Here is a 26436-nt window from a genome sequence, read left to right on the forward strand (position 1 = left end):
TCGCGAGCAAGCTCGCTCCCACAGGTTTTTGGGGTGTACGCACCATGTGTGAATACCAAAGATCTACTGTGGGAGCGAGCTTGCTCGCGATGAGGCCGACACGATCACCGCTGATCCCGTCATGAAGCCCACTTGTCTGCGACATGATGCCGTTTCATATGCCATCTAAAACCCATTGAGTTAGAATGCCCCCCTTTTCCGCCCCCGATCCTTGAGGACCGCCATGTTCAGCCGTGATTTGACTATTGCCAAGTACGACGCCGATCTCTTTGCCGCCATGGAGCAAGAAGCTCAGCGCCAGGAAGAGCACATTGAGCTGATCGCTTCGGAAAACTACACCAGCCCTGCGGTGATGGAAGCTCAAGGCTCGGTACTGACCAACAAGTACGCCGAAGGTTATCCGGGCAAGCGCTACTACGGTGGTTGCGAGTACGTAGACATCGTCGAGCAGCTGGCTATCGACCGTGCCAAAGAGCTGTTCGGCGCCGACTACGCCAACGTTCAGCCGCACGCCGGTTCGCAAGCCAACAGTGCCGTTTACCTGGCCCTGCTGTCTGCTGGCGACACCATCCTGGGCATGAGCCTGGCCCACGGTGGTCACCTGACCCACGGCGCCAGCGTTTCGTCCTCCGGCAAGCTGTACAACGCCATCCAGTACGGCATCGACGCCAACGGCCTGATCGACTACGACGAAGTCGAGCGCCTGGCTGTAGAGCACAAGCCAAAAATGATCGTGGCCGGTTTCTCTGCCTACTCGCAGATCCTCGATTTCCCGCGTTTCCGTGCAATCGCCGACAAGGTTGGTGCCTACCTGTTCGTCGACATGGCCCACGTGGCCGGTCTGGTCGCCGCTGGCGTCTACCCGAACCCGGTTCCATTCGCCGACGTGGTGACCACCACCACCCACAAGACCCTGCGCGGTCCACGTGGCGGCCTGATCCTGGCTCGCGCCAACGCCGACATCGAGAAAAAGCTGAACTCCGCGGTATTCCCGGGTGCCCAGGGTGGCCCGCTGGAGCACGTGATCGCAGCCAAGGCGATCTGCTTCAAGGAAGCGCTGCAGCCTGAGTTCAAGGCTTACCAGCAACAAGTGGTGAAAAACGCCCAGGCCATGGCCAGCGTGTTCATCGAGCGCGGTTTCGACGTGGTTTCCGGCGGTACTGAAAACCACCTGTTCCTGCTGTCGCTGATCAAGCAGGAAATCTCCGGTAAAGACGCCGACGCCGCTCTGGGCAAAGCGTTCATCACCGTGAACAAGAACTCGGTGCCAAACGACCCTCGCTCCCCGTTCGTCACCTCCGGCCTGCGCTTCGGCACTCCGGCTGTGACCACTCGTGGCTTCAAGGAAGCAGAGTGCAAGGAACTGGCCGGCTGGATCTGCGACATCCTGGCTGACCTGAACAACGAAGCGGTGATCGATGCCGTTCGTGAGAAGGTCAAGGCCATCTGCAAGAAGCTGCCGGTGTACGGCGCTTAATCAGCCCGCCACACCGTAGCTATAAAAACCGGCCAGAGATGGCCGGTTTTTTTTCGCCCGTTTTTTATTCTGCCGGGGTGAAAGGCTCTATACCGGGCTTACCCATCAACTGGTAAGACCGGTCATGCCAATTTTCTAATTTTTACTTGCGAAGACCCAAAAACAGCGCCTAGACTGCGCCTGCACTGGACATACCGGTAAGACCACAATAATTAAGTCCTGAAGCTGATACGCGCAGCGTACGGCAGCCAGGACACCGACCAGGATTCCTCCCATGCTCAGATGGTGCTCGCGTTCAATCTTCCTCCAAGTGGTTCTCGGACTGGTGCTCGGCATCGTCTGCGGGCTGACCCTTCCCGAATACTCCGCTCAGCTCAAACCGCTCGGTGACGGTTTTATCAAGCTGATCAAAATGCTCATTGGCTTGATTGTGTTTTGCGTAGTGGTCAGCGGCATCAGTGGTGCCGGCGACCTGAAGAAGGTTGGCCGTATCGGCCTCAAATCGGTGATCTACTTTGAAGTGCTGACCACCATCGCCCTGGTGATCGGTCTGGTGTTCGCCTTCAGCACCGGCATCGGCAGTGGTGCGAACATTCACCTGGAGCAGCTTTCCGCGGCAGACATGGGCGATATTGCCCAACGCGGCCAGCACATGCACACCACCACGCAGTTCCTGATGGAACTGATTCCGACGTCGGTGATCGGTGCCTTTGCCGATAACAACATCCTGCAGGTCCTGTTGTTCTCCGTGCTGTTCGGCAGTGCGCTGAATCTGGTGGGCGAGGCGGCATCGGGTATTTCGCGGCTGATCAATGAACTCAGCCACGTGATCTTCCGCATCATGGGCATGATCGTGCGCCTGGCGCCGATCGGTGTATTCGGTGCGATCGCCTTCACCACCAGCAAATATGGCCTGGACTCGCTGCAACACCTGGGCAGCCTGGTCGGCCTGTTCTACCTGACCTGTGTAGCCTTCGTGGCCCTGATTCTCGGCCTGGTGATGCGGCTCTCTGGCTTGAAGATGTGGCCGCTGCTCAAGTACCTGCGCGAGGAATTGCTGATCGTAATGGGCACCGCTTCGTCCGACGCTGTGCTACCGCAAATCATGCGCAAACTCGAGCATCTGGGCATCGGCAGTTCGACCGTCGGGCTGGTGATTCCCACCGGCTACTCGTTCAACCTCGACGGTTTCTCGATCTACCTGACCCTGGCCATCGTGTTCATCGCCAACGCCACCGGCACGCCGTTGGCCATGACTGACCTGCTGACCATTTTGCTGGTGTCGCTGATCACCTCCAAAGGTGCCCACGGGATTCCCGGCTCGGCCCTGGTGATTCTGGCGGCAACCTTGACGGCGATCCCGGCGATTCCGGTGGTCGGCCTGGTCCTGGTGCTCGCGGTGGACTGGTTCATGGGCATCGGCCGCGCACTGACCAACCTGATCGGCAATTGCGTCGCCACCGTGGCCATCGCCCGCTGGGAGAAGGACATCGACGTGCAGCGGGCGAACAAAGTACTTTCCGGTCAGGTGGGTTATACCTTCCAGCCGCGAAAACCGGTGGCACCGGCCCATCAGCAGGAATTCTGAATCAACGGTGTGCCGGCTGCCTCGTCGGCACACCTTCAACACTTTTTAATGCTCATGGAGCGAACAGTGATTACCTCGTCGACCGTCGTAAATTCAGTCGTAGAAAAACTTCGGGCCGCGCTGGCCCGAGGTCAGTGGCGCTCCGGCGAAATGCTGCCGGGACAACGTGAACTGGCCGAACAACTGGGTATCAGCCGTCCGAGCCTGCGTGAGGCCGTCATCGTTCTGGAAACCCTCGGACTGGTGCGCTCGATGCCGGGTAAAGGCGTGGTGGTGCTTGAGGCCAATCTCGCCGACAGCCAGGTGCATGACAGCGCAGTGGCGGCAGCGAGCCTGGAAGACGTGCTGCAACTGCGCTACACCCTGGAGCCGTTCATCGTCGGCCTTGTGGCGCAGTCCATCAGCAGCAAGGAAGTCGGGCAACTGCGCCTGACCCTGATGGACATGCGCGAAGCCCTGGAGGCCAATGATAGTGAAGCCGGCGTAAACGCCTACATCGCGTTCCACGAAGAGCTGTTCACGCTGACGTCGAACCCGATCTTCCAGAGCGTGGTCCAGCAAACCAGCAATGCCCTCAAGCAAAGCGCCGAAGTGTTGCGCAACTCCCCGGAGCACCTGGCCGAACGCCTTGAAGAAAATGAAGCCGTGGTGCGTGCGATCCGCAGCAAGAACAGCGCCCAGGCCAGCGCCGAGATGCGTCGGCACATTTTGCGCGAAGGCCAGCGCATGGGCATCGAACTGAACATCCCGGAAGACAACCTCGGCAGTTGAAACCTCTTCGAACTGGAGATTGGCCATGAACAGCTTCGCTTCGCCACAAACGCTCACTACCCTGCCCGTCCGCCCTTCGGTGGATGATCTGTATTCGCGGGTCCTCGATGCCATTTTCGAACAGCGCATCCATTCGGCCAGTCGCTTTACCGAAGAAAGCCTGGCGCAGATGTTCGGTGCAAGGCGCAGCGACATGCGTGATGTGCTGACGCGACTGTCCCATCAGCAGATCATCATCCTTCGAGTCAACCATCGTCCCCGCGTCGCCGAGCTTGATGCCGAGCAGACCCGGCAGACACTGCATGCCCGGCGGCTGACCGAGATCATGCTGGTGCGGCTGGCGTGTCAGCGACCCTGCGCGCAAGACCTGAAGCAGCTGCGGGCGCTGGTCGATAGCGAGCGTCAATGCGCTGAGCGTGGCCGGGCGATTCGTTTGTCGGGAGAGTTTCATCTGCAGCTGGCGCAAATGGCGGGGAATGCACCGCTAGCGCACTTTCTGGGCAATCTGGTGCCGCTGACGTCGTTGGCGATTGCACAGTTTGATCTGCAGCAGAAGGATTATTGCGCGGGGCAAGTGCACATGGAGATTCTGGATGCACTGGCGCGAGGAGATGCCGCGACGGCGCAAGCCGCGCTCAACCGGCATCTGGATTATCTGGAAGATTTGTTGCTGAGCCCTGCATCGGCACTGGGCCAACATTGTGCCGCAGGTTAGACCGCCATCGCGAAGCAGGCTCGCACAGGGGGCTGCGCTTCAAATGTGGGAGCGAGCCTGCTCGCGATCGCGGCTTAAGACTCGCTGCAATTTCTGACTTTAATCCGCTGCCACCCGTGCAAACCCCTCACGAATCTTCTCTTCCGGCAAATCGTCAGCAATAAACACGATCACGCTTTCACGCGATTCATCGTCAGCCCACTCCGTGTCCCAATCGAATCCGTACAACTTCAGGACACCCTGAAACACCATCCGCCGCGGCTCGCCGAGGATGTTCAACACGCCCTTATAGCGCAGCAACTGCTTGCCATGCTCCTCCAGCAGCTCGTTCATGAACTCGCTGAGTTTATCGATATCCAGCGGTTTTTCAGTGCGCAGCACCAGGCTGGAAATACGGTCGATGGACGGTGCCTGGCTGACCGGTCGCAAACTCACACCGCCACCGAGGTCAGCGTTGAGATTGAAACCACGCACGTCGAGCAATTCGGCCAGGTCGATCTTGCCGTGGTCAACCACGCGGATCGGCGCACGCCGGTTGATGCGGGTCAGGCGTTCGCTCAATGCGGTAAAGATCGGCTCGTCCACCAGATCGCGCTTGCTCACCAGCAAGCGGTCGGCAAAACCGATCTGCGCCTGGGCGATGGTCTGGGTCAGGTGCAAGTCGGCATGTGCCGCGTCGACCAACGTGATGATGCCGTCGAGGATATAGCGCTCGCGCAACTCTTCGTCGATGAAAAAGGTTTGCGCCACGGGCGCCGGGTCGGCCAGGCCGGTGCATTCGATCACCAGGCGGTCGAAGGCGATGTCGCCCTGGTCCAGACGCTCGAGTAACAGATAAAGCGCTTTGGTCAGGTCCGTATGGATGGTGCAGCAGACGCAGCCGTTGGAGAGTGTCATCACTTGGACCGGTTCATCACCCAACAACTGGGTGTCGATGCCGGCGTCGCTGAATTCGTTCTCGATCACGGCAATTTTCAGACCGTGCTCGGCCTTTAGCAGGTGACGCAATAGAGTGGTCTTGCCAGCGCCGAGGAAGCCGCTGAGGATCGTGACCGGGATTGGAGAGGACAAACTGGATCTCCTTTTTCACAAGATGAAAACACAACACAAAACAAATGTGGGAGCGGGCTTGCTCGCGAAGGGGTCGTGTCAGTCGACATGAATGTTGAATGACACACCGCTTTCGCGAGCAAGCCCGCTCCCACAGGGCTTGCTGTTAATCCAACAACCGGATCAACAGCACTTCGGCCCACCCTTGCCACCGTAACGGGCTTCCTGACGCTCCCGAAAGAACATCTCATAGCTCATCACCGGTTTGTCCGGGTGTTTGGTCTGCATATGCTCGACGTAATTGTCGTAGTCGGGCATGCCGACCATCAGGCGCGCAGCCTGACCGAGGTATTTACCGAGGCGACTCAGGTCATTGAACATGGTGCAAATCCTCGATCACGCTTCCGGCAGCGCCTGGAATGGCGATTCTTTATCCGTACGCTCCTTGCTGCCCCAGGCGGAAATACCGACCTTGAGCGCATAGAACAGGATGCTGAACACCACGAACAGGAACAGCGCGGTCAGCGTTGCGTTGGTGTAGGCGTTGAAGATCACGTGCTGCATCTGCGTGATGTCCTTGGCCGGGGCGAGGATCTGACCATTGGCCAGCGCATCGCTGTATTTCCTGGCCAGGGCCAGGAAGCCGATCGCCGGGTTGGCATCGAACAGCTTGATGAAGCCTGCGGTGGTGGTGCAGATCAGCAGCCAGGCTGCCGGCAGCAAGGTCACCCAGATGTAGCGTTGGCGTTTCATCTTGATCAGCACCACGGTGCCGAGCATCAGCGCGATACCGGCCAGCATCTGGTTGGAGATACCGAACAGCGGCCACAAGGTGTTGATGCCGCCCAGCGGGTCGATCACCCCTTGGTACAGCAACCAGCCCCACATGGCCACGCAACCGGCGGTGGCGATCAGGTTGGCGGTCCAGGACTCAGTGCGGCGCAGGGCTGGCACGAACGAACCGAGCAAGTCCTGAAGCATGAAACGCCCGGCACGGGTACCGGCGTCGACCGCGGTCAGGATGAACAGCGCTTCGAACAGGATCGCGAAGTGGTACCAGAACGCCATGGTGTTTTCACCCGGCAGAACACTGTGCAGGATTTGTGCGATACCGACCGCCAGGGTCGGCGCACCACCGGCACGGGCCAGGATGGTGGTTTCACCGATGTCATGGGCCACGGCTTGCAGCGCTTCCGGCGTGATGGCGAAGCCCCAGTTGCTGACTGCTGTCGCAACCGCCACCACATCACCGCCAACCACAGCGGCCGGGCTGTTCATGGCGAAGTACACACCCGGTTCGATCACCGAGGCGGCGACCATCGCCATGATCGCTACGAACGATTCCATCAGCATGCCGCCGTAACCGATGTAGCGGGCGTTGGTTTCGTTATCCAGCAGCTTCGGCGTAGTCCCGGAAGAGATCAGCGCATGGAAACCCGAGACCGCGCCACAGGCAATGGTGATGAACAGGAACGGGAACAGCCCGCCCTTCCACACCGGACCGGTACCATCGATGAACTGGGTCAGCGCCGGCATTTTCAGCTCGGGCATGGTGATCAGAATGCCGATGGCCAGGGCGACAATGGTGCCGATTTTCAGGAAGGTCGACAGGTAGTCACGTGGCGCCAGAATCAGCCACACCGGCAACACCGCTGCGACAAAACCGTAACCGATCAGCATCCAGGTGATTTGTACACCGGTGAAGCTGAACGCCTTGGCCCACACCGGATCCGCGGCAATCTGCCCGCCAAGCCAGATCGAACCGAGCAGTAACAGCACGCCGATGACGGAGATTTCACCGATGCGACCCGGGCGGATGTAGCGCATGTACACGCCCATGAACATCGCGATCGGAATGGTCGCCATCACCGTGAAAATGCCCCAAGGGCTTTCGGCCAGGGCTTTCACCACGATCAGCGCCAGCACGGCGAGGATGATGATCATGATCAGGAAGCAGCCAAACAGCGCGATGGTACCGGGGATGCGGCCCATTTCTTCACGGACCATGTCACCCAGGGAGCGGCCGTTGCGGCGGGTGGACATGAACAGGACCATGAAGTCCTGAACCGCACCGGCCAGCACCACGCCGGCGATCAGCCACAGCGTGCCGGGCAGGTAGCCCATCTGCGCTGCCAATACCGGACCGACCAAGGGCCCGGCGCCGGCGATGGCCGCGAAATGGTGACCAAAAAGAATGTGTTTGTTGGTCGGAACGTAGTCCAGACCGTCATTGTTGAGCACAGCGGGAGTGGCCCGTCGCGCATCGAGTTGCATGACATTGTTAGCGATGAACAGACTGTAGTAGCGGTAGGCGACCAGATAGATGGCCACGGCAGCGACCACAATCCACAAGGCGTTGATTGCCTCGCCTCGGCGCAATGCCACGACGCCCAGGGCGCACGCACCTACGATTGCCAGCACCAGCCAAGGCAGATGGCGTAGCGGGCTATTATTATTTTTCATTTTATTATTCCAGCCAGAGTGGACAAGAAAGACAGCCACCCCGAGTTTAGCGCTCCTGACGGCAAAGACCATACCCCGACATTGGTCTAGACACCTGCGCGTGCTGGCCGCCTTCAAGAATGCAGGTCTATAGTCAGCGTACATCTACGAGGATCGCGCCATGAGCGAGCACCCTGCCGAACGTCGCCGCTTCAAACGTATTGCGTTCGATGCCCGAACCGAGCTGAGTCAGGGCGAATCCACTTGGCCGGTGAAGTTGATTGACCTGTCGCTCAAGGGGTTGCTGATCGAGCGACCCGATCCGTGGTTGGGCAATCCACAACGGGATTTTTTAGTCGATATACATCTGAGCGAAGAGGCCGACATCACCATGGATGTGCAATTGGCCCACGACGACCATGGCCAACTTGGCTTTGTCTGCCTGCACATCAGCCTGGAGTCCATCGAGCGCCTGCGGCGACTGATCGAGCTCAACCTCGCTGATCCGCAGGAGCTGGAGCGAGAACTCGGTGCGCTGATCGAAATCTAGCCATCAGCGAAAATCATTGTGGGAGCGAGCTTGCTCGCGATGGCGGCTGTTCAGTCAATAAAGAGATCGTCTGAACCAATGCTATCGCGAGCAAGCTCGCTCCCACAGGTTTGTGTTCCACCTGCAAGTCACTCGAACAGTGCGTCTAGCGCCTGTTCCAGGCGAGTCACGGCAATAACCTGCAACCCCGCCGGCGCCTCTTTCGGCGCATTGCCCTTGGGCACGATGGCCCGCTTGAAGCCGTGCTTGGCGGCTTCTTTCAAACGCTCCTGACCGCTCGGCACCGGACGCACCTCACCGGAAAGCCCGACTTCACCAAACACCAGCAGATCATGGGGCAGCGGCCGGTTGCGCAAACTGGACATCACCGCCGCCATCAGTGCCAGGTCAGAAGCCGTTTCCAGCACCTTGACCCCACCGACCACGTTGAGAAACACGTCCTGATCGTGGGTCGGAATGCCACCGTGACGGTGCAGCACCGCCAACAACATCGCCAGCCGGTTCTGGTCCAGCCCCAGCGTGACTCGCCGCGGGTTGGCCAGGTGACTGTCGTCCACCAGCGCCTGTACCTCCACCAGCATCGGCCGCGTGCCTTCCCAGGTTGCCATCACCACACTGCCCGGAACTTCTTCCTGGGCACGGGTCAGAAAAATCGCCGACGGATTGGAGACTTCTTTCAGGCCCTTGTCGGTCATGCCGAACACACCCAGTTCATTGACTGCACCGAAACGGTTCTTCACCGCCCGCAGCAGACGCAGGCGCCCATCGGACTCGCCTTCGAAATACAGCACGGTGTCGACCATGTGTTCCAGCACCCGAGGGCCAGCCAGCGCGCCTTCCTTGGTGACGTGGCCCACCAGGAAAATCGCCGTACCGCTCTGTTTGGCATAACGCACCAGCAATGCCGCGCTTTCACGCACCTGGGATACACCACCCGGTGCCGATTGCAGTTGCTCGGTAAAGATCGTCTGGATCGAGTCGATCACCATCACCTTGGGCCTTTCCTGGCGGGCAGTGGCGATGATGGCTTCGATACAGGTTTCGGTCATGACCCGCAGTTGATCCTGAGGCAGCCCCAGGCGCCGTGCACGCATGGCCACTTGCTGCTGGGATTCTTCACCGGTGACGTACAGTGCCGGCATGCTCTTGGCGAGGTTGCACAAGGTTTGCAACAGAATGGTTGACTTGCCGATGCCAGGGTCGCCACCGATCAGTACCACTGAGCCATCCACCAGACCGCCACCCAGAACCCGGTCCAGCTCACTGGAAGCAGTGGAGAAGCGCGGAATTTCTTCGACACTGACTTCGGCCAGGGTCTTGATCTGTGCCTGCTGGCCGGCCCAGCCGGTACGCCCGCTGGGGGCGGCGGCCCCGCCACTTTCCACCATGGTTTCGGTGAGCGTGTTCCAGGCCCCGCACTCACCGCACTGGCCGGCCCATTTGGGGAAGGTTGAGCCGCACTCGGTGCAGCCGTACATGCGCTTGGCCTTGGCCATCGGAACTCCCGGAAAAAACGCGATGATAGCTCAGCTGAGGCGCGCGAGTGAGGCTAGATATTTTGCAACCCCTTTAATAGTTTCAAATTATTTCAGTAAACTCAGACATATTGACATACGCCCACACTACTAAAATCTGTATAAGTTTTTTCTCTGCACGCTCAACAAACTCTAGGGACACACCTTACTGCATGACTTAAAAACCTATACAAACTTTATTAATTTACATACTTGATGCACAACCCCAAAAAATACTCACACAAAATGCAGCTATCAATTCCGAGTAATATGCAACTTACCACCCCCAAACTAACAAAACAGTTAACTAACTCTCAATGCAGCCGTCTGACCAACAACTGCCAGATCAACTTCAACGTCCCGGCTCCGGACGGCCTCTGAACTCTGGTTCTCTCACACAAAAGACGCCATATCGCTGAAAAAACCTTGTATGCAAACCGCCACAGAAGGCCTGGCCGCCCCTCGGTTGAGATCAATCGGTGAGTTTTTCAGCACCGCCCAGGTCGACTGTGGGCAAGCACAGCAGGCAGTTGATTTGAGCAAGATTCAATTTGCTGATTTACACTGCGTTCATCAACCTCATCTGTAACAAGGAAATAACCTATGGGCGTGCTAAATGAGTTCAAGGCCTTCGCGGTCAAAGGCAACGTGGTCGACATGGCCGTCGGCATCATCATCGGTGCGGCCTTCGGCAAGATCGTTACGTCGTTTGTCGGTGACCTGATCATGCCTCCAATCGGGATGCTGATCGGGGGCGTGGACTTCAGTGATCTGGCCATAACGCTCAAGGCAGCGGAAGGCGCCACCCCGGCAGTGGTGCTGGCTTATGGCAAATTCATCCAGACCATCATCGATTTCGTCATCGTCGCCTTCGCGATCTTTATGGGCGTCAAGGCCATCAACCGCCTGAAGCGCGAAGAGGCCGTGGCCCCTAGCCTGCCACCGGTTCCAACCAAGGAAGAAGAGCTGCTGGGCGAGATCCGCGACCTGCTCAAGGCCCAGAACAACCGGCCTTGACCGCAATAACGAACAAAACGGCGCCTTTGAGGCGCCGTTTTCTTACCAGAAGTTTTCCACCGCCACCTGGCCCGGTCGCCGACTGAGGCTCAAGTGCATGTCACGCTGCTTAAGCAGCTTGCGCGTGTCATCGATCATCTGCGGATTGCCGCACAGCATGACCCGTGAATGCTCAGGCGTCAGCGCAACACCCGCGACGCACTCCAGTTCGCCGTTTTCAATCAGTGTGGTGATCCGCCCGTTCAATGCGTCAGGATGCTGCTCACGAGTGACCGTGGCGATGAATTGCAGTTTGTGTGCGTACTCAGCCAGATACTCCAGTTGCGCCAGCCCCGCGATCAGCTCCTGATAAGCCAGTTCCCGGGCTTCACGAACGCTGTAGACCAGGATGATCCGCTCGAATCTCTCCCAGACTTCGAAGTCCTGGAGTATCGACAGGAACGGCGCCACGCCCGTGCCTGTGGATAACAACCACAGATCGCGCCCATCGACAAAACGGTCCAGCGTCAGGTAGCCGAAGGCCTGGCGGTCGACCAGTAATGAATCGCCAACACCCAGGCGGCTCAGTTCGCTGGTGAACTCACCGCCCGGTACAACAATGGAAAAGAACTCGAGGAACTCGTCAAAGGGAGAGGACACCATGGAATAAGCGCGCCATACCGTACTGCCGTCAGCCTTGGTGACGCCCAATCGGGCAAACTGCCCCGCCCGAAAACGAAACCCTGCATCCCGCGTGGCACGCAGGGTAAACAGGTTCGGGGTCAACGGATGAACCTCGAGCAAAGTCTGGCGCGTAAATTTTTCTTCACTGACGGACATGGAAGGCTCCAATCAACAGATACCCCAGTGTCCCGCAAAGAAAGCAGCGTAACCACCGACAATTTGTAGTGGCATTAATGATCGATGACTAAATGCGACACACAGCTGCAAGTATAAAATGACATATGGCATTTATAACTGATCCAGTGCCTAAGAACCTGGAACACACTTTTCCAACAGTCAAAAGAGCAAAACTGTCGAAGCATCGCCGTAGGAACTGTCCTACACTCCGTGACGTGCCGAATTTTGGATCCAATGTGCACCCGAAACACACACGAATGGAGATCATTGTATGGAAATCTGGAAGGAGTCACAGCTCAAACAATTGTCACACACACAAGAGATCAATACTGCCTACCGAATCGCACTCAACTTTGCTAGAAACCTTGGATATAAATTTTGTGGCTTTTCAATTACCTCGAACTCAGTCGGGGCCGAAGCCACTACGGTAAACCTGAACAATTTTCCCCATGAGTGGAATTTTCAATATAAAAAAAACAGCATCACGCAAATAGACCCAATAGTGGCGCACTGCAATCACTCAATGTTGCCTGTTCTCTGGAGTGAAGAGCTTTTTTCCAGGACGCCATGGCTATGGCAGTTGCTGCAGCAACAAGGCTTGCAGCATGGCTGGTCCCATGCCATCCACGATGAGAAAACCGGTCTGAGCAGTATTCTCAGTCTGGCCAGAAGCCACTGCCCGATTTCAGCCTATGAGCTGTACGAGAACCTTGGATTCTCGGTGTTCATCAGTCGCCATCTGCACGCTCTGGCGATCGGGATGCAACCGAAAAAACCGGCTCGCCCTCAGGCGCCTCCCTTGTCACGACGGGAACTCGAAGTATTGAAACTGTCGGCCGATGGCAAGACGGCCTATGAAATTGCCAGGATCCTCAATTTGAGTGAACGCACAGTCAACTTTCATGTGCACAGGGCTATCGAGAAGCTCGGCGTCAACAACAAGATTGCGGCAGTCATCGCCGCGACCCGCTCCGGAGCCATCTGAAAGCGCCCTATTGCGGGAAAACCTGCGGGTAATCCAGTCAAAAAAAACGTACCATTTGCGGTCCTTCCTGAGTGATGGCGTGTAGACCTACACGACGAAGTACACTCGGACAGCTCCGCCCGCTCCAACGCCTTCGGGCAGCGGGACATCCGTTGATTACCCAGAGCCCCGCCCCATGCCTTTGCTCGAAACACCCTTCGCCAGCCTCGACCTGATCCGCCAGCCCGAACAGCAGAACGAACCGCTGCAAGCTTTCGATGCGGCCGATGAATACCTGCTCAATCATCTGGCCGAACAACAACCAGCGTCGGACACCCGAGTGTTGGTGCTCAATGACAGTTTCGGTGCGTTGGCGGCCAGCCTGGCGGGCAAGGTGCAGGTGGTCAGCAGCGGCGACTCGTTCCTGGCCTTCCAGGGACTGGAAAAAAACCTGGTGCGCAACGGCCTGGCGTTTGATGCGGTGCCGAGCGTCCCCGCCAGCGAAGCCCCTGTCGGGCCGTTCGACCGGGTGCTCATCCGTGTACCGAAAACCCTGGCGCTGCTGGAAGAACAACTGATCCGCCTGCAAGGCCAACTGGCACCCGGCGCCCAAGTGGTTGCCGCGGCCATGATCAAGCATCTGCCCCGGGCAGCGGGGGATTTGCTGGAGCGTTACATCGGCCCGGTGCAAGCCTCGTTGGCGGTGAAGAAGGCCCGGTTGTTGATCGCAACAGCTGAAACCAAAGTGCCCGCCGCCTCCCCCTTCCCGACCCGCTATCAACTCGACGAACCGGCCATCGAACTGATCAACCACGCGAACGTGTTTTGTCGCGAAGGCCTCGACATCGGCACCCGGGCGTTTTTACCACACCTGCCGAAAAACCTCGGCTCGGCGCGGGTCGCCGATCTCGGTTGCGGCAACGGCGTTCTGGCCATCGCCAGCGCCCTGCAAAACCCCGAGGCCCACTACACGCTGGTGGACGAATCGTTCATGGCCGTGCAATCGGCGTCCGAGAACTGGCGTGCAGCGCTGGGTGAACGGGAAGTGATCGTGCGTGCCGGCGATGGCCTGGCCGGCCAGGAACCGCAATCGCTTGACGTCGTGCTGTGCAATCCACCGTTTCACCAGCAACAAGTGGTGGGCGACTTCCTGGCCTGGCGGATGTTCCAGCAGGCGCGCGAAGCGCTGGTCGTGGGTGGCGCGCTGTATATCGTCGGCAATCGTCACCTGGGTTACCACAGCAAGCTGGCGCGATTGTTCCGTGGTGTCGAGCAAGTGGCGGCCAATCCGAAATTCGTGATTCTCAAGGCGCGCAAGTAACAGGCAAAAAAAACCCTCCGGTCGGAGGGTCGTAAATCCGTGCCTTGAGGCCACGGGAGAGATGTCAGTGCGTGGTCAGGCCGGCAGCGTTCATGAACAGACGCATCAGGCTGGCGACGATGAACAAGGCGCCCACGCTGCCGACCCAGATCAGGGCCAACCAGCCGAGCCGCTGCCACAGCGGCTTTTTTTCGGCTTCTTCAATGTCGTGCAGGGAATGTTTGCCGTTCATTGATAAATCCTCCGAGTTAGATCGATGGCGTCTGTCAGGACGCCATCGCGAGCAAGCTCGCTCCCACAGGTTTTCTATAGGGCTAGTGGTAACCGTCTTCATGGGTGACCTTGCCGCGGAACACGTAGTAGCTCCAGAAGGTGTAGCCCAGGATGAACGGGATGATGAACAGCGTTCCCACCAGCATGAAGCCCTGGCTTTGCGGCGGCGCGGCAGCGTCCCAGATCGAGATCGACGGCGGGATGATGTTCGGCCACAAGCTGATGCCCAACCCGCTGTAACCGAGGAAGATCAACACCAGGGTCAGCAGGAACGGCGTGTAGTGCGCATTGCGGGCCACGGCGCGGATCAGGCCGTACATCGTGACCAGCACCAGAATCGGCACCGGCATGAACCAGAACAGATTCGGCATGGTGAACCAGCGTGCGGCGATTTCTGCGTGGGCCAGCGGGGTCCAGATGCTGACGACGCCGATCACCGCCAACAGCACGAAGGCCAATGGCCGTGCCAGGTCATGCATCTGTTCCTGCAACTTGCCTTCGGTCTTCATGATCAGCCAGGTGCATCCGAGCAACGCATAGGCCACCACCAGCGCCGCACCACAGAACATCGTGAACGGCGTCAACCAGTCCAGTGAGCCACCGGCGAACTGCCGGTTGACCACCGGCAAGCCATCGATGAACGCGCCAAGCGCAACGCCCTGGAAGAAGGTCGCAGTGAGCGAGCCACCGATGAACGCCTTGTCCCACAGGTGGCGCTTGTCGTCCCTGGCCTTGAAGCGGAACTCGAAGGCCACACCGCGAAAGATCAACCCGATCAACATCAGGATCAGCGGCAGGTACAACGCCGAGAGCACCACCGAATAGGCCAGCGGAAAGGCACCGAACAACGCTGCGCCCCCCAACACCAGCCAGGTCTCGTTGCCGTCCCAGACCGGGGCGACGGTGTTCATCATCACATCGCGATCCGTCTTGCCCGGAATGAACGGGAAGAGAATGCCGATGCCCAGGTCGAAACCGTCCATGACCACGTACATCATGATGCCGAAGATGATGATCACGGCCCAGATCAGCGGAAGATCAATACCCATGATTCAAATCTCCTTCGTCAGGCTGTGGCCGGCATCGGCGTGATCGTCGTCGGCGGCGGACAACGGACGGGCCGGTGTGCGTTTCTGGCCGGGGCCGCCGTCGTTGGTTTCCTTGCCTTCGTCGATCTTCGGCCCCTTGCGCACCAGGCGCATCATGTAGCCAAGACCGGCGCCAAACAGCGCGAAATAAACCACGACAAACAGGATCAGGGTGATGCTCATCTGCATGAAGCTATGGTTGGACGACGCATCCGCCGTACGCATCAGGCCGTAGACCACCCACGGCTGACGGCCGATTTCCGTGGTGAACCAGCCGGCGAGGATCGCGATCAGGCCTGACGGCCCCATCCACAACGCCAGGTACAGGAACGGCCGCGAGGTGTAGAGGGTGTCGCGCTTGCGCAGCCACAAGCTCCACAAACCGGTGAAAATCATCAGGAAGCCTAGGCCCACCATGATCCGGAACGACCAGAACACAATGGTCGAATTTGGCCGGTCTTCAGGTGGGAACTCCTTGAGCGCCGGCACCTGTTTATCCAGGGAGTGCGTGAGGATCAGGCTGCCCAGGTACGGGATTTCGACGGCGAATTTGGTTCTCTCCTCCTTCATGTCCGGCCAGCCGAACAGGATCAGCGGAGTTGCCTCGTTGCCCTTGTTTTCCCAATGGCCTTCGATCGCAGCGATTTTCGCTGGCTGATGCTCAAGTGTATTGAGGCCGTGGAAATCACCGATGACCGCCTGGATCGGCGCGACAATCAATGCCATCCACATGGCCATCGAAAGCATTTTGCGGATCGCCGGGTTGTCCTTGCCGCGCAGCAAATGCCAGGCCGCGGAGGAACCGACGAAGAAGGCCGTGGCGACGAAGGCTGCCGTGGCCATGTGCATCAGGCGATATGGGAACGATGGGTTGAAGATCACCGCCAGCCAGTCGGTGGGTATGACCTGACCGTTGACGATCTCAAAGCCCTGCGGGGTCTGCATCCAGCTGTTGGAAGCCAGGATCCAGAAGGTCGAGATCAGCGTGCCGATGGCGACCATGACCGTGGCAAAGAAGTGCAGCTTGCGCCCGACCTTGTTCCAGCCAAACAGCATGACGCCGAGGAATCCGGCTTCGAGGAAGAACGCCGTGAGCACTTCATAGGTCAGCAACGGCCCGGTCACGGAACCGGCGAAGTCCGAGAAGCGGCTCCAGTTGGTACCAAACTGATAGGCCATCACCAGGCCGGAAACCACCCCCATGCCGAAGTTGACGGCAAAGATCTTCGACCAGAAATGGTAGAGGTCACGGTAGGTGTCGTTATGGGTTTTCAACCACAGGCCTTCGAGTACCGCCAGGTAACTCGCCAGGCCGATGGTGATGGCCGGAAACAGGATGTGGAACGAGATGGTGAACGCGAACTGAATTCGGGCGAGATCAAGTGCCTCTAAACCGAACATAAGTCTTCCTCTGTCAGGTAGTACGGCTGCTGGCTGGAAGCCTGCACCCACGGCCCCCACGGATATGGAGTGTGGCGAATCTCTGTTTGTTCTTTTTTTGCACGCATCACAACGCAGGGAGTATGGCCTTGCGGCCGCCGGATCAATTCCTTTTGCGGGTTTTGATCTGGATCAATCAACGTTGAAAGAGTAGTCCCAATTTCGGGGATGAACCGCGTGGTCTTTTGCCGCGTGACAAGTTGCCTCATGGCCTTGGTCACGAGCTGAAATACATTCCTGTGGGAGCGAGCCTGCTCGCGATAGCAGTCTGTCAGTCAACATCATCGCTGAATGTCACACCGCTATCGCGAGCAGGCTCGCTCCCACAGTTAATGGCAGTGTTCTCGATATCGATGTCTGGCTAACTAAATTTTTTGTAATGGCAACTTCCTGTTACAGGTTGGTGATAATCTCGCCGTTCCCCTCTCCCCCAGATTTCCCCGCAGATGCCCAGCCAAGAGCCCTTGCTGTTACGTCACCATCGCCCTTTTCTCGCGTTCTGGCTGGCCAGGATATTTACCGCCAGCGGCTTCCAGATGCTCACCGTGGCCATCGGCTGGAACCTGTATCAATTGACCGGCGACGTGCTCGACCTGGGTCTGGTCGGCCTGGTCGAGTTCGCCCCCCGCGTGCTGTTCATGCTGCACACAGGACACGTCGCCGACCGCTATGACCGGCGCAAGGTTGCGGCGATTTGCCAGTCCTTGCAGGCACTGATCGCCCTGTCGCTGGCCATCGGCAGCGCGACCGACCATGTCACCCGGGAGATGATCTTTATCCTGGCCTTCCTGCTCGGTGCCGCTCGCTCCTTTGAAATGCCGACCACCCAGGCCCTACTGCCAAGCATCGTGCCCAGCGCGCTGTTTCCCCGTGCGGTGGCCGCCGCGCAATCGGCCCAGCAATCGGCCACCATCGTCGCCCCGGCCCTCGGCGGTTTGCTCTACGCCTTCGGCAGCGTCTGGGTGTATGGCCCGACGGTGCTGCTGTATGTCATCGCCTGTTCGCTGATGCTCAACCTGCCGGCCCGGCAGACGCCGCTGAACAAGGGCAAGGCCACACTGGATTCACTGCTCGCGGGCATTCGCTTTATCCGAAGTCGTCCGGACATTCTCGGGGCGATCTCCCTCGACCTGTTCGCGGTTCTTTTGGGGGGCGCCACGGCGCTGCTGCCGGTGTTCGCCAAGGACATTCTGCTGACCGGTCCATGGGGGCTGGGCCTGTTGCGCTCGGCACCGGCCGTGGGTGCGCTGCTGATGTCGCTGTTCCTGGCGCGATTTGCCGTGGAACGCAATGTCGGTCGGGTGATGTTCACCGCCGTGGGCATCTTCGGCGTGGCAACCATCGCCTTCGGCCTGTCGACCTCGTTCTGGTTTTCCCTGGCGGTGTTGGTGGTGTTGGGCGCGGCAGACATGATCAGCATGGTGATCCGCGCCTCGTTCGTTCAACTGGAAACCCCGGACGAAATGCGTGGCCGGGTCAGCGCTGTGAACGGCTTGTTCATAGGTGCCTCGAACCAGTTGGGTGAATTCGAATCGGGCCTGACCGCCCACTGGTTTGGCACCGTGCCAGCCGTGGTCATGGGCGGGATCGGCACGCTGGTGGTGACCGGGGTGTGGGTCAAACTATTCCCGACCCTGGCCAGCCGCGATCGCATGCACGTGGCTAAAGATGAAGAGAAGGAAGAAGCGAAAGTCTAAACCAACAACTCCCCCGCCACCGCCGCACGTGTGGCTTTTCCGCAGAGTTGTTCCACCAGCGCCAGGGCAAATGCCAATGCGCCAGCCGAGCCCTGGGCGGTGATGCAGTTGCCATCGACCACTACCGGTTGATCGACGAAGTTACAGCCCAACAGTTGATGGCTGGCGGATGGCAGACAGGTCATGCGCCGTTGACGCAAAACGCCAAAGGCTTGCAGCGCCACGGCGGGCGCTTCGGCGATGCCGGCGAACAGGCGACCGGCTGCCGCCTGGTCCTTGATCAATTGTTGCAGGGGTTGGTGTGCTGCCAAGTGCTGCGAACCCACCGCGCCACCCGGCAAGGCGATCAGGTCGAAAGGCTGCGCCAGCAAGTCCACCAGCATCGCATCGGACGTCAGCCGAGTGCCGCGGGCGCAGGTAAGCATGCGCCGCCCTTCGATACTGGCCACCACCACTTCTATTTTGGCGCGGCGCAGTACGTCGATCAGGGTCACGGTTTGCAGGTCATCGGTACCCTCGGCGAGGGCTATCAAGGCTCTAAAGGTCATCGGGGACTGTCCACGGAATGATCTTTTAAGCGTAGTCAGCTTTCCCGCGCCTTGTTCGGGACATGTGGCTACTGGATGTAAAGCTGCGTCGACATCGTATTGCCGGGCGCATTGATCGAGGTATTGCTGAAGGTCAGAGTGCCTTCCTGCTTGCCAGCCAGATCGAGGGCATACAAATAGCCGACGGTTTTCTCGCCAGGCGTACAACTGGTCAGATTGCCATTCTTGAACGCGCAGACCGGTGTGCGGGTGCCATTCACTTCGAAACCGTCCAGGGCGACATGGGCCTCGCGTCCATAGCCCACTTCCAGCACGTACACCGTGATGTTCGGGCCATTGTGATCGCAGCGAGTCCGGGTTTGCCCTTCGTCGATGTTTTCAACGCCACAGGACGGCGACGCGACTTTGAGCACTTTCAATTGCGTCAGTGGCGCAGCCGAGGCCGCCACGGCCGTTTGGGTCCCGAGAAGCAACGCCATCAATACGCCGAACACGCTAACCAGACGCCTTTTCATGCAGTACCTTTCCCCCCTGAAAAACCAGCGCGCAGTATGGCGCACTTGGCTTTGTCGCAAAACATCGACGACGATCACCGCCATAAGCAGCCATATTCCCAAGCTACTGGTATGATGCGCGGCTTTTTCCGGCCCATAGTAATTTCCAGGCGCGTTCTGCTGCCTGTGCTTTGCTGTTGAGGTCGATACATTCACGGCGCCCGGCGCGCCACGGGGAGCAGACATGCTGGAAAGGCTGTTTCAACTCAAGGCACACAACACCAACGTGCGGACCGAGATTCTGGCGGGCGTCACGACCTTTTTGGCCATGGCCTACATTCTGTTCGTCAACCCGAGCATCCTCGGCGAGACCGGCATGGACAAGGGCGCGGTGTTCGTCGCCACCTGCCTGGCAGCCGCCATCGGCTCCACGACCATGGGCCTGATCGCCAACTACCCGATCGCCCTCGCGCCGGGCATGGGCCTGAACGCCTTCTTTACCTACACCGTGGTCCTGCACATGGGCCACACCTGGCAAGTTGCACTGGGCGCGGTGTTCATCTCGGCGGTGTGCTTCTTCCTGCTGTCGATCTTCCGCATCCGTGAATGGATCATCAACAGCATCCCGTTGCCACTGCGCTCGGCGATCGCTGCCGGCATCGGCCTGTTCCTGGCGCTGATCGCACTGCACAACGCCGGTATCGTGGTCAGCAACCCGGCGACCATGGTCGGCCTCGGTGACCTGAAACAACCGGCTCCGATCCTCGCCACCCTCGGTTTTGCCCTGATCGTCGCGCTTGAAGCCCTTGCAGTGCGCGGTGCAGTGCTGATCGGCATTCTGGTGGTGACCATCGTTTCAATCGTGATGGGCTTCACTCCGTTCGGCGGCGTGATGTCGATGCCGCCATCGCTGGCCCCGACCTTCCTGCAACTGGACATCAAGGGCGCACTGGACATCGGTCTGGTCAGCGTGATTTTTGCGTTCCTGTTCGTCGACCTGTTCGATAACTCCGGCACTTTGATCGGTGTGGCCAAGCGTGCCGGTTTGATGCGCAAAGACGGCCACATGCCGAAAATGGGCCGCGCCCTGATCGCCGACAGCACCGCGGCCATGGCCGGTTCGCTGCTGGGTACCTCGACCACCACCAGCTACATCGAATCTGCCGCCGGTGTGAGTGCCGGTGGCCGCACCGGCCTGACCGCCATCGTGGTGGCGATCCTGTTCCTGCTGGCGCTGTTCTTCTCGCCACTGGCCGCCAGCGTTCCAGCCTTCGCCACCGCACCGGCGCTGCTGTTCGTCGCCGTGCTGATGACATCCGGCCTGGCCGAAATAGACTGGGACGACATCACTGTTGCCGCGCCTGTGGTGATCACCGCGCTGGCAATGCCATTCACTTACTCCATCGCCAATGGCATCGCCTTCGGTTTCATTTCCTGGACCGCCATCAAGCTGATGTCCGGTCGTGGCCGTGAACTGAACCCGGCGCTGGTGATCCTGTCGATTCTGTTCGTGATCAAGCTGGGTTGGTTCAACGCATGACTTTTGATTCCCAGGCCTACGCCGTTCAGCTCGAAGAAAAGGTCACGCGCTTGCGTGACCTGCTGGCCCCGTTCGATGCGCCCGAGCCAGCCGTTTTCGATTCGCCGCTGCAGAACTTCCGCCTGCGCGCCGAGTTCCGCCTGTGGCGCGAGGCCGGCGAGCGTCATTACGCGATGTTTTCCCAGGAAGACAAACGTACGCCAATCCTGATCGAAGAGTTCCCGATTGCCAGCCTGCGCATCAACCAGTTGATGCCGCAGCTAAAGGCTGCATGGCAAGCCAGCGCCGCCCTGAGCCACAAGCTGTTTCAGGTCGAGTTCCTGACCACCCTGGCCGGCGATGCGATGATCACCCTGTGTTATCACCGCCCGCTGGACGAGCACTGGCACGCCGCGGCTTCGAAACTGGCCGCGGACCTGAACGTCAGCATCATTGGCCGCTCCAAGGGCAAGCGCGAAGTCATTGGCCACGATTACGTGGTCGAGCAACTGGACGTCGGCGGCCGCACCTTCAGCTACCGCCAGCCGGAAGGCGCGTTCACCCAGCCTAACGGCACCGTGAACCAGAAGATGCTCAACTGGGCGTACGATGTGCTCGGGGATCGCGCCGATGATTTGCTGGAGTTGTATTGCGGCAACGGCAACTTCACCCTGCCGCTCGCTACCCGTGTACGTAAAGTGCTGGCCACCGAAATCAGCAAGACCTCGGTCAACGCGGCGCTGAGCAATCTCAGCGAAAACGCGGTGGATAACGTCACCCTGGTGCGCTTGTCCGCCGAAGAGCTGACCGAAGCCCTGAATGAAGTGCGTCCGTTCCGTCGCCTGCACGGCATCGACCTCAAGAGCTACGAGTTCGGCAGTGTGTTTGTCGACCCGCCCCGCGCCGGCATGGACCCGGACACCTGCGAACTGACCCGACGCTTCGACAACATCCTGTACATCTCCTGCAACCCGGAGACCCTGGCAGCCAACATCGCCCAACTGTACGACACCCACCGCATCACCCGATGCGCAATGTTCGACCAGTTCCCGTGGACCCATCACATGGAATCCGGGGTGATGCTGACCCGCCGTTGATGGCGCCTGCCAGGCACAAAAAAGCCGTCTTCACGACGGCTTTTTTGTGGGCACTTACACGACAACATCGACCTTGCGCGGGCGCCCGCCTTTCCTGCCGTTGGCCCGCGCGGCTTCAGACTTTGCGGCGCTGCTCTGGCGACCATTGCGCGAAGCGACGACCGAGGCCGCCATGGCCATCAGCGGCTTGCTCGCAGAAATCATCCCGGCAATAGATACATGCAGGTCCTTGCCGTCATGGCACAGTGCAGTACCCGCATGGCCGACGGTCAGGCTGGCGAAATCACCGACTTCGAAATCATCGAACTCCGGATAGTTGGCCACGGGCAACAAAACGCCGCTGCCGTCTTCGAAGCAGACGGCCAGACAGGGAGCCAGGTAGGTAACCGCTGTCGCTTGCAGGCTGTTTTTTCTGCGTAATTCGCCACGTTCAATGGCTCTGCCCAGGCTACTTTCCGTTACGGGGTTATCGGCCTGAACCTTGGCTTTTATCGTTTTCATAACTCGATCGCACTCCACGTACCCGCGTCCACATGCACATGAGGCGGACAATGCTCGTCTCGCAACATGATCACTACCGACAGTCCTTTGAAACTGCATACCTTCATGTTAACCCATCCGTTAGGTTAATGGATCCGAGGACCCGACACTCCCTGGAAAAACCGACCACTGGAATTGGCGGCCGAATCATTTCTTCCGTCCTCAGGCTAGCGTCCTGGCAATTCCCGGACCTGCGGAACACTACGCGATTTGGTAAGAAATCCTTTCTTTACAGCGCGGGCACCTGATAAATACTGATCCAGCTTCTTCATTTGATCCCCGGTGTAATCAATCATGCAGCGACAATTCGACGATCTTCAGTTGGGCAGCATTGAGCTGTTTTGCCTGGCCGCCGAGGCTGGCAGTTTTACTGCCGCGGCGCTGGTGGCAGGTGTCACGCCCGCTGCCGTGAGCCGATCGGTGTCGCGCATGGAAGAACGCCTGGGCGTGCGCCTGTTCGCGCGCACCACGCGTAGCGTGAAGCTCACTGACAGTGGTCGCCGTTATTACGAAGAATGTCGCCAGGCCCTGGCGCAACTGGTCGAGGCTCAGCGCGAGGTGATGGGTCAGCAGCAAGTGCCGTCCGGTACTTTGCGCATCAGTATTCCGACGACCTACGCGCATCATCGAATCCTGCCGCTGTTGCCCGGGTTCCGCGCGCGCTATCCGGCGGTGAAGGTCGAGTCGCATATCAGCAATCGCAACATCGACTTCGTCGGCGAAGGCTACGACATGGCGATTCGCGTGCGAGCCATCCCGGATTCCGGCCTGATCGCCCGCCAGTTGGAAGATGCCGCCCTGGTGATGATCGCCAGCCCTGATTACCTGAAACGGGCCGGCACTCCGCAGACCCTCGACGATCTCGAACAGCACGAATGCATTCAGTACGAATTGCCCAGCAGCGGCCGGCGCATTGCCTGGTTGTTCAACGATGAAGGCGTGCCCCGGGAGATTCTGGCCGAGGGCAACCTCAGTTGTTCCGATGATGTACTGGGCGGTGTCACCTTGGCCAAACACGGGGCGGGGTTGTTTCAGACCTATCGTTTTATCGTGGAAAAGGAACTGGCCGACGGCTCGCTGGTGGAAGTTCTCAAGCCCTATGGCGGGCGCTCGCGGCCGTTTACCTTGCTGTACCCGCAAAGTCGCCATGTGCCGTTGCGATTGAGGGCGTTTATCGATTTCCTCGTGGAGCACCTGCCGCGCTGACCTGCGAAAGCGTCCGATCACCGCCCACAAACAGCCAGCATGCCTTCACTTCAATTGACCAAATTAACCAGTTAGTACAATTTATCTCCACAGGCTGAAACACTCGGCCGATTCCAAAAATAATAAGTGGAGAGATTCCGATGTCCCCTATCGTTCTGGTGCTCAACGGCCCGAACCTGAACCTGCTCGGCACACGTGAACCCGCGACTTACGGCCACGAAACCCTGGCAGACATTTCGACCATGTGCGCACGTGCCGCCGAAGAATTCGGCCTGGCAGTGGAGTTTCGCCAGACCAACCATGAAGGCGAACTGCTCGACTGGATTCACGCCGCCCGCGGTCGCTGCGCCGGGATCATCATCAATCCTGCTGCATGGACTCACACCTCGGTCGCCATCCGCGATGCCCTGGTCGCCAGCGAACTGCCGGTGATTGAAGTCCATCTGTCCAACGTGCATGCCCGTGAGCCATTTCGCCACCACTCGTTCGTATCCGCCATTGCGACGGCGGTGATGGCCGGTTTTGGCAGTCACGGCTATCGCCTGGCGCTGGAACACTTCAGTCATCGTTTGAAGGGGTAATCGCCGTGACTCAGAACCACGTGATACTGGCCGGGCTGATCGGTGCCGGCATCCAGGCTTCCCGCACACCGGCCATGCACGAACATGAAGGCGATGCTCAGGGGCTGCGCTACCTCTATCGCCTGATAGATCTTGATCAGTTGAAACTCGACAGCAACGCCCTGCCCGACCTGCTGATGGCTGCCGAACGGATGAACTTCACCGGGCTGAACATCACCTTTCCATGCAAGCAGGCGATCATCCCGCTGCTCGACGAACTCTCGCCGGAGGCCCGCGGTATCGGCGCGGTCAACACGGTGGTGCTCAAGGATGGCAAACGCATCGGCCACAACACCGACTGCCTGGGCTTTGCCGAGGGTTTTCGCCGGGGCTTGAAGGGCGTTGCCGTTGAACGTGTCGTACAGATGGGCGCCGGCGGCGCAGGTGCGGCGGTGGCCCACGCGTTGTTGAGCGAAGGCGTACAGCAGCTGAGCATTTTTGACGTGGACATCCGCCGCGCCCAGGATCTGGCCGACAACCTCAATCAGCATTTCGGTGTCGCTCTGGCGGTGGCCGGGTATGACCTGCCGAGCGCCATGGCCCAGGCTGACGGCCTGGTGAACACCACGCCGATGGGCATGAAAAAACTGCCGGGCATGCCGGTGCCGGTCGAGCTGCTACGGGCCGAATTGTGGGTGGCGGAAATCGTCTACTTCCCGCTGGAAACCGAACTGCTGCGCAACGCCCGCGTCCTCGGTTGCCGGACGCTGGACGGTGGCAACATGGCGGTGTTTCAGGCGGTGAAGGCGTTCGAATTGTTCAGCGGCGTGGTACCGGATGCCCAGCGAATGCTTGAGCATTTCCAGAGCATGAATGACTGACGCAACTTGTAGGAGCGAGCTTGCTCGCGATGGACGTTAACGATGATGCGGGCTGCCTGGCTGAACGCGGCGCTCTTGCATCCATCGCCAACAGGCCGGCTCCTGCAAAGGCGATTCACACAGCTGAGTCACGCCTGCAGGTACCGCAGAACCGCCTCGCAAATCATCTCGCGATGACGCTGCTTGATGCGCTCATCCGGCAAGTCGATCTGGAAAATCTCACCTACGGTATGGCGGTTCGAGACGCGATAAAAGCAGAACGAACTGATCAGCAGATGCACATCCAGCGGCACCAGGCCGGCGCGGAAGACACCCTCTTCTACGCCACGACGCAAAATCACATCGAGGGAATCGAGAACGGTGTTGTTCATCGCCCTGATCGCCTCGGAACGCTTCACATACTCGGCGTTGTGGATGTTTTCGATACTGACGATGCGCACGAAATCGACGTTGCGATCATGGTGATCGAAGGTGAACTCGACCATCCGCCGAATCGCTTCCACCGGCGCCAGTTCGGTCAGGTGCAGGCGGCTTTCGGTGCTGCGGATATCGCCGTAAAGCTTCTCCAGGACCTCGACGTAGAGCTGCTCCTTACTGCCAAAGTAGTAATAGATCATGCGCTTGGAGGTGTGGATGCGCTCGGCGATGGCATCCACGCGAGCACCGGAAAGCCCCTGTTGGACGAATTCGACGATCGCCTCCTGCAGGATGTTCTCGCGGGTCTTTTCCGGATTGTTCTTGCGACTCTTGCGCGGCTCGACACCCGGTTCTACGGAGGCTGCGGGGAGTTCTGAGTTCATTGTCATTGCGGGCTCACGGCCATCACTGCACAGGCTGGCGATTA

General features: G+C 59.1%; 26 protein-coding genes and 1 pseudogene. 14 read left to right on the forward strand and 13 right to left on the reverse strand.

What is annotated here, in order from left to right; translation table 11 throughout:
* Positions 1 to 223: 223 nt before the first annotated feature.
* The 4 genes from glyA (at position 224) to ACEN8Z_RS27875 (ending at position 4551) form a co-directional block, all read left to right on the forward strand.
* Positions 224 to 1477 (forward strand): serine hydroxymethyltransferase, encoded by a 1254-nt coding sequence (gene glyA, locus ACEN8Z_RS27860; RefSeq protein ID WP_180204536.1) that lies wholly within the window; start codon positions 224 to 226, stop codon positions 1475 to 1477.
* Positions 1478 to 1751: 274 nt separating this feature from the next.
* Positions 1752 to 3065 carry a C4-dicarboxylate transporter DctA gene (locus ACEN8Z_RS27865; protein WP_495596303.1) on the forward strand — a complete coding sequence of 438 codons (1314 nt, stop codon included), beginning with the start codon at positions 1752 to 1754 and terminating at the stop codon, positions 3063 to 3065.
* A gap of 66 nt (positions 3066 to 3131) precedes the next feature.
* Positions 3132 to 3836 carry a FadR/GntR family transcriptional regulator gene (locus ACEN8Z_RS27870; protein ID WP_442099936.1) on the forward strand — a complete coding sequence of 235 codons (705 nt, stop codon included), beginning with the start codon at positions 3132 to 3134 and terminating at the stop codon, positions 3834 to 3836.
* A 25-nt stretch (positions 3837 to 3861) separates the two neighbouring features.
* A complete protein-coding gene (locus ACEN8Z_RS27875; RefSeq protein WP_495596304.1) occupies positions 3862 to 4551 on the forward strand; it encodes a GntR family transcriptional regulator in 690 nt (229 codons plus the stop codon).
* A 99-nt stretch (positions 4552 to 4650) separates the two neighbouring features.
* On the opposite strand, the gene yjiA is transcribed toward ACEN8Z_RS27875, so the two are convergent.
* From yjiA to ACEN8Z_RS27890, 3 genes are all read right to left on the reverse strand, one after another.
* Complete coding sequence (gene yjiA, locus ACEN8Z_RS27880) at positions 4651 to 5622, reverse strand: GTPase (protein ID WP_495596305.1); 972 nt, start codon at positions 5620 to 5622, stop codon at positions 4651 to 4653.
* Between the two features lie 162 nt (positions 5623 to 5784).
* Positions 5785 to 5982, reverse strand: a complete 198-nt coding sequence (locus ACEN8Z_RS27885; RefSeq protein WP_007895266.1) for a YbdD/YjiX family protein — start codon at positions 5980 to 5982, stop codon at positions 5785 to 5787.
* A 15-nt stretch (positions 5983 to 5997) separates the two neighbouring features.
* Positions 5998 to 8064, reverse strand: a complete 2067-nt coding sequence (locus ACEN8Z_RS27890; RefSeq protein WP_442100778.1) for a carbon starvation CstA family protein — start codon at positions 8062 to 8064, stop codon at positions 5998 to 6000.
* A gap of 160 nt (positions 8065 to 8224) precedes the next feature.
* Here ACEN8Z_RS27890 and ACEN8Z_RS27895 point away from each other — a divergent pair, with 160 nt between their 5' ends.
* Positions 8225 to 8593 carry a PilZ domain-containing protein gene (locus ACEN8Z_RS27895; protein WP_495596306.1) on the forward strand — a complete coding sequence of 123 codons (369 nt, stop codon included), beginning with the start codon at positions 8225 to 8227 and terminating at the stop codon, positions 8591 to 8593.
* A 128-nt stretch (positions 8594 to 8721) separates the two neighbouring features.
* On the opposite strand, the gene radA is transcribed toward ACEN8Z_RS27895, so the two are convergent.
* On the reverse strand, positions 8722 to 10089 hold the full coding sequence (gene radA / locus ACEN8Z_RS27900; RefSeq protein ID WP_495596307.1) for a DNA repair protein RadA: 1368 nt from the start codon (positions 10087 to 10089) through the stop codon (positions 8722 to 8724).
* A gap of 621 nt (positions 10090 to 10710) precedes the next feature.
* Between radA and mscL the strand changes: the two genes are divergently transcribed.
* Entirely contained in the window at positions 10711 to 11124 is a 414-nt protein-coding gene (gene mscL, locus ACEN8Z_RS27905) for a large-conductance mechanosensitive channel protein MscL (protein WP_008004290.1), read from the forward strand.
* 42 nt (positions 11125 to 11166) lie between these two features.
* On the opposite strand, the gene ACEN8Z_RS27910 is transcribed toward mscL, so the two are convergent.
* On the reverse strand, positions 11167 to 11943 hold the full coding sequence (locus ACEN8Z_RS27910) for a ferredoxin--NADP reductase (RefSeq protein WP_495596308.1): 777 nt from the start codon (positions 11941 to 11943) through the stop codon (positions 11167 to 11169).
* Positions 11944 to 12235: 292 nt separating this feature from the next.
* Here ACEN8Z_RS27910 and ACEN8Z_RS27915 point away from each other — a divergent pair, with 292 nt between their 5' ends.
* On the forward strand, positions 12236 to 12949 hold the full coding sequence (locus tag ACEN8Z_RS27915; protein ID WP_495596309.1) for a helix-turn-helix transcriptional regulator: 714 nt from the start codon (positions 12236 to 12238) through the stop codon (positions 12947 to 12949).
* A 175-nt stretch (positions 12950 to 13124) separates the two neighbouring features.
* Positions 13125 to 14249, forward strand: coding sequence for a methyltransferase (locus tag ACEN8Z_RS27920; protein ID WP_442100769.1), 1125 nt, complete (start codon positions 13125 to 13127; stop codon positions 14247 to 14249).
* Positions 14250 to 14313: 64 nt separating this feature from the next.
* On the opposite strand, the gene ACEN8Z_RS27925 is transcribed toward ACEN8Z_RS27920, so the two are convergent.
* From ACEN8Z_RS27925 to ACEN8Z_RS27935, 3 genes are all read right to left on the reverse strand, one after another.
* Positions 14314 to 14481, reverse strand: coding sequence for a DUF2474 domain-containing protein (locus ACEN8Z_RS27925; RefSeq protein WP_015096916.1), 168 nt, complete (start codon positions 14479 to 14481; stop codon positions 14314 to 14316).
* An 82-nt stretch (positions 14482 to 14563) separates the two neighbouring features.
* Positions 14564 to 15571, reverse strand: coding sequence for a cytochrome d ubiquinol oxidase subunit II (cydB, locus tag ACEN8Z_RS27930; protein ID WP_008004281.1), 1008 nt, complete (start codon positions 15569 to 15571; stop codon positions 14564 to 14566).
* A 3-nt stretch (positions 15572 to 15574) separates the two neighbouring features.
* Positions 15575 to 17011 carry a cytochrome ubiquinol oxidase subunit I gene (locus ACEN8Z_RS27935; RefSeq protein WP_495596310.1) on the reverse strand — a complete coding sequence of 479 codons (1437 nt, stop codon included), beginning with the start codon at positions 17009 to 17011 and terminating at the stop codon, positions 15575 to 15577.
* A 485-nt stretch (positions 17012 to 17496) separates the two neighbouring features.
* Between ACEN8Z_RS27935 and ACEN8Z_RS27940 the strand changes: the two genes are divergently transcribed.
* The gene (locus tag ACEN8Z_RS27940; RefSeq protein WP_008004277.1) at positions 17497 to 18747 is read left to right on the forward strand and encodes an MFS transporter; all 1251 of its coding nucleotides are present in this window, start codon (positions 17497 to 17499) and stop codon (positions 18745 to 18747) included.
* Here the strand turns inward: ACEN8Z_RS27940 and ACEN8Z_RS27945 are convergent.
* Together ACEN8Z_RS27945 and ACEN8Z_RS27950 are read right to left on the reverse strand one after the other, a co-directional pair.
* Entirely contained in the window at positions 18744 to 19295 is a 552-nt protein-coding gene (locus ACEN8Z_RS27945) for a DJ-1 family glyoxalase III (RefSeq protein ID WP_108231207.1), read from the reverse strand. The genes ACEN8Z_RS27940 and ACEN8Z_RS27945 overlap by 4 nt on opposite strands.
* Positions 19296 to 19363: 68 nt before the next feature.
* Positions 19364 to 19810, reverse strand: coding sequence for a YolA family protein (locus ACEN8Z_RS27950; protein ID WP_108231206.1), 447 nt, complete (start codon positions 19808 to 19810; stop codon positions 19364 to 19366).
* Between the two features lie 223 nt (positions 19811 to 20033).
* Here ACEN8Z_RS27950 and ACEN8Z_RS27955 point away from each other — a divergent pair, with 223 nt between their 5' ends.
* Positions 20034 to 21329: an NCS2 family permease gene (locus ACEN8Z_RS27955; RefSeq protein ID WP_008004270.1), complete on the forward strand. Its 1296-nt coding sequence runs from the start codon at positions 20034 to 20036 to the stop codon at positions 21327 to 21329.
* Positions 21326 to 22405 (forward strand): tRNA (uridine(54)-C5)-methyltransferase TrmA, encoded by a 1080-nt coding sequence (trmA, locus tag ACEN8Z_RS27960; protein ID WP_495596311.1) that lies wholly within the window; start codon positions 21326 to 21328, stop codon positions 22403 to 22405. Before ACEN8Z_RS27955 ends, trmA begins: the two co-directional genes overlap by 4 nt.
* Positions 22406 to 22459: 54 nt before the next feature.
* Here the strand turns inward: trmA and ACEN8Z_RS27965 are convergent, their stop codons facing one another.
* Positions 22460 to 22906 (reverse strand): DUF2442 domain-containing protein, encoded by a 447-nt coding sequence (locus tag ACEN8Z_RS27965; RefSeq protein ID WP_495596312.1) that lies wholly within the window; start codon positions 22904 to 22906, stop codon positions 22460 to 22462.
* An 8-nt stretch (positions 22907 to 22914) separates the two neighbouring features.
* Positions 22915 to 23013: pseudogene (locus ACEN8Z_RS27970) on the reverse strand (DUF4160 domain-containing protein); the annotation flags it as partial.
* A gap of 226 nt (positions 23014 to 23239) precedes the next feature.
* Between ACEN8Z_RS27970 and ACEN8Z_RS27975 the strand changes: the two are divergent.
* From ACEN8Z_RS27975 to ACEN8Z_RS27985, 3 genes are all read left to right on the forward strand, one after another.
* Positions 23240 to 24151, forward strand: coding sequence for a LysR family transcriptional regulator (locus tag ACEN8Z_RS27975; protein WP_442100754.1), 912 nt, complete (start codon positions 23240 to 23242; stop codon positions 24149 to 24151).
* A 140-nt stretch (positions 24152 to 24291) separates the two neighbouring features.
* On the forward strand, positions 24292 to 24732 hold the full coding sequence (aroQ, locus tag ACEN8Z_RS27980; RefSeq protein ID WP_495596313.1) for a type II 3-dehydroquinate dehydratase: 441 nt from the start codon (positions 24292 to 24294) through the stop codon (positions 24730 to 24732).
* A gap of 5 nt (positions 24733 to 24737) precedes the next feature.
* On the forward strand, positions 24738 to 25592 hold the full coding sequence (locus ACEN8Z_RS27985) for a shikimate dehydrogenase (protein WP_495596314.1): 855 nt from the start codon (positions 24738 to 24740) through the stop codon (positions 25590 to 25592).
* 128 nt (positions 25593 to 25720) lie between these two features.
* On the opposite strand, the gene ACEN8Z_RS27990 is transcribed toward ACEN8Z_RS27985, so the two are convergent.
* Positions 25721 to 26398, reverse strand: a complete 678-nt coding sequence (locus ACEN8Z_RS27990; protein WP_008004259.1) for a TetR/AcrR family transcriptional regulator — start codon at positions 26396 to 26398, stop codon at positions 25721 to 25723.
* Positions 26399 to 26436: the final 38 nt, after the last annotated feature.

The organism is Pseudomonas sp. Pseusp10, assembly GCF_059492225.1.